Origin of the sequence: Kitasatospora sp. MY 5-36 (genome assembly GCF_001182915.1) — a bacterium.
Taxonomy (GTDB): domain Bacteria; phylum Actinomycetota; class Actinomycetes; order Streptomycetales; family Streptomycetaceae; genus Kitasatospora.
Map to the genome: position 1 here is coordinate 1 of NZ_LFVW01000677.1, position 1,597 is coordinate 1,597.

Consider the following 1,597-nt stretch of genomic DNA (forward strand, 5'->3'; position numbering starts at 1 on the left):
GTCGGCACCGCCCGGCTGATCTCCGAGCTGGCGCGGCACAGCGGGGCGGACCGACCCGACGGCGCGGGCCGGCTGCCCGGCCGGTTCGCCCAGGCGACCGCCGCCGCCGACCGCGCCTGCCTCCCCGACCTGATCGCGGCGGCCGGCCTGTTCGAGGGCCGGGCCGGCCTGGTACTGCACCTGCTGCGCAGCGGACGCCGGGCCGAGGCCGACCGCCACCTGCGGCTGCTGGAGTGGCACGTGATGAACCATCGCGGCCACCTCGCCTTCCCGGGCCGGCGCTCGATGCGCCTGTCGGCGGACCTGGCCACCGGCGCCGCCGGAGTCCTGGTCGCGCTGCACGAGGCCGTCCTCGGCCCGGTGCCGCTGCCCGGCATCACCGACTTCCCCGGTCCTGAGGCTTCGCGGCCCTGAGGCTTCGAGGCCCCGCGACCGGGGGGACCACCACGGCCACCATCCGGTGGCCGGCACCACCACGGAAAGGAACGACCATGACCCAGATCCTGGCCCTCCAGGGCCTCCAGAGCGAGATCGGCACCGGTGCCGTCGAGCCCAACAGCCACTGGAGCAGCTTCGCCCACTACCGCGCCGAGGCGCCCGTCGCCGAGGAGGCCGGTCTCTGATGTCGACGATCCTCTCCCTCCAGGCGCTCGAGGCCGCCCAGGACGACGCGGCCGTCCCGTTCAGCCACTGGAGCACCGACCTGCACCTGCCGTTCGGCGCCCCGGTCGAGGCTGCGGAGTAATCCTCCGACCGACGACGCGCAGGCCCGCCGGGACCACCCGGCGGGCCTCCGTCCGCCGTCCCCGGCCGGTTGGGGCCGGCCTCAGCAGGGCCCGGTGGCGTCCGCCGGGACGGTGAGCCCGGCCCGCTCGGCCAACGCCCCGGCCTGGAACCGGCTCTGCGCACCCAGACGCGCCAGCAGCTCGGCGATGTGGCGCCGGCAGGTGCGGGTCGACATGCCCAGCCGCCGGGCGATCGTGTCGTCCTTCTCCCCGGCGGCGAGCAGCACCGCGATCACGTCCTCGACCTCGCGGGACACCGTACGGGCAGCCCTCGGCGCGGTGTCGTACGGGACCGCCTGGCTCCACTCGTGCTCGAAGAGCCCGACGAAGTACGCCACCAGGGACGGCTCCCGGACCAGCAGCGCCGCTCCGGTGGCGAGCCGGGCCGGCACGAAGGCCGTGGTCCGGTCCACCACGACCAGCCGGGCCGGCACCTCGGCGCGGGTCCGGACCTCCGCCCCCGCGGCGATGACCAGCTCCGCGTAGGAACGGGTGGGCGGGTCGAACCGGGCCGGGTGCTGGTACAGGCTCCGCAGCCGGACGCCCCGCCCCAGCGCGGCCAGGTCCCGGGGCAGCGCCTCCGTCAGGTCCGCCTGCGGATGCCCGCCGCCCGGCTGGACGGTCAGCACCTCCTCCTTGGCGGCGCCCACCACGGAGCCGAGCGCCGAACCGGCCGCGTGGGCGTCCTCCAGCAGGCGGACCGAGCCGTCCACGCCGCCGCCCTGCGCCCGGTACACCGGCTCCAGCGAGGCCACCTCGGCGCGCAGCCCGGCCAGCGCGGCCTGACGGCGGCCCAGCTCGGCCTCCGCGAT

General features: G+C 76.8%; 3 protein-coding genes and 1 pseudogene. 3 read left to right on the forward strand and 1 reads right to left on the reverse strand.

The window, feature by feature from the left end:
* The 3 genes and pseudogenes from AE652_RS33365 to AE652_RS49100 all read left to right on the forward strand — a co-directional run.
* Nucleotides 1-414: pseudogene (locus tag AE652_RS33365) on the forward strand (lantipeptide synthetase); the annotation flags it as partial.
* 77 nt (nt 415-491) lie between these two features.
* A complete protein-coding gene (locus AE652_RS49095; RefSeq protein ID WP_255357466.1) occupies nt 492-623 on the forward strand; it encodes a hypothetical protein in 132 nt (43 codons plus the stop codon).
* Nucleotides 623-745: a hypothetical protein gene (locus AE652_RS49100; protein WP_255357467.1), complete on the forward strand. Its 123-nt coding sequence runs from the start codon at nt 623-625 to the stop codon at nt 743-745. The genes AE652_RS49095 and AE652_RS49100 overlap by 1 nt, the downstream gene beginning before the upstream one ends.
* A gap of 81 nt (nt 746-826) precedes the next feature.
* Here AE652_RS49100 and AE652_RS33370 read toward each other — a convergent pair.
* A partial coding sequence (locus AE652_RS33370; protein WP_053112408.1) for a LuxR C-terminal-related transcriptional regulator occupies nt 827-1,597 on the reverse strand: 771 nt, incomplete at its 5' end.

Bases quoted from the DNA above. Each gene is read 5' to 3' on its own strand.
- AE652_RS49095 (WP_255357466.1), top strand. From the start codon at position 492: ATGACCCAGATCCTGGCCCTCCAGGGCCTCCAGAGCGAGATCGGCACC.
- AE652_RS49100 (WP_255357467.1), top strand. From the start codon at position 623: ATGTCGACGATCCTCTCCCTCCAGGCGCTCGAGGCCGCCCAGGACGAC.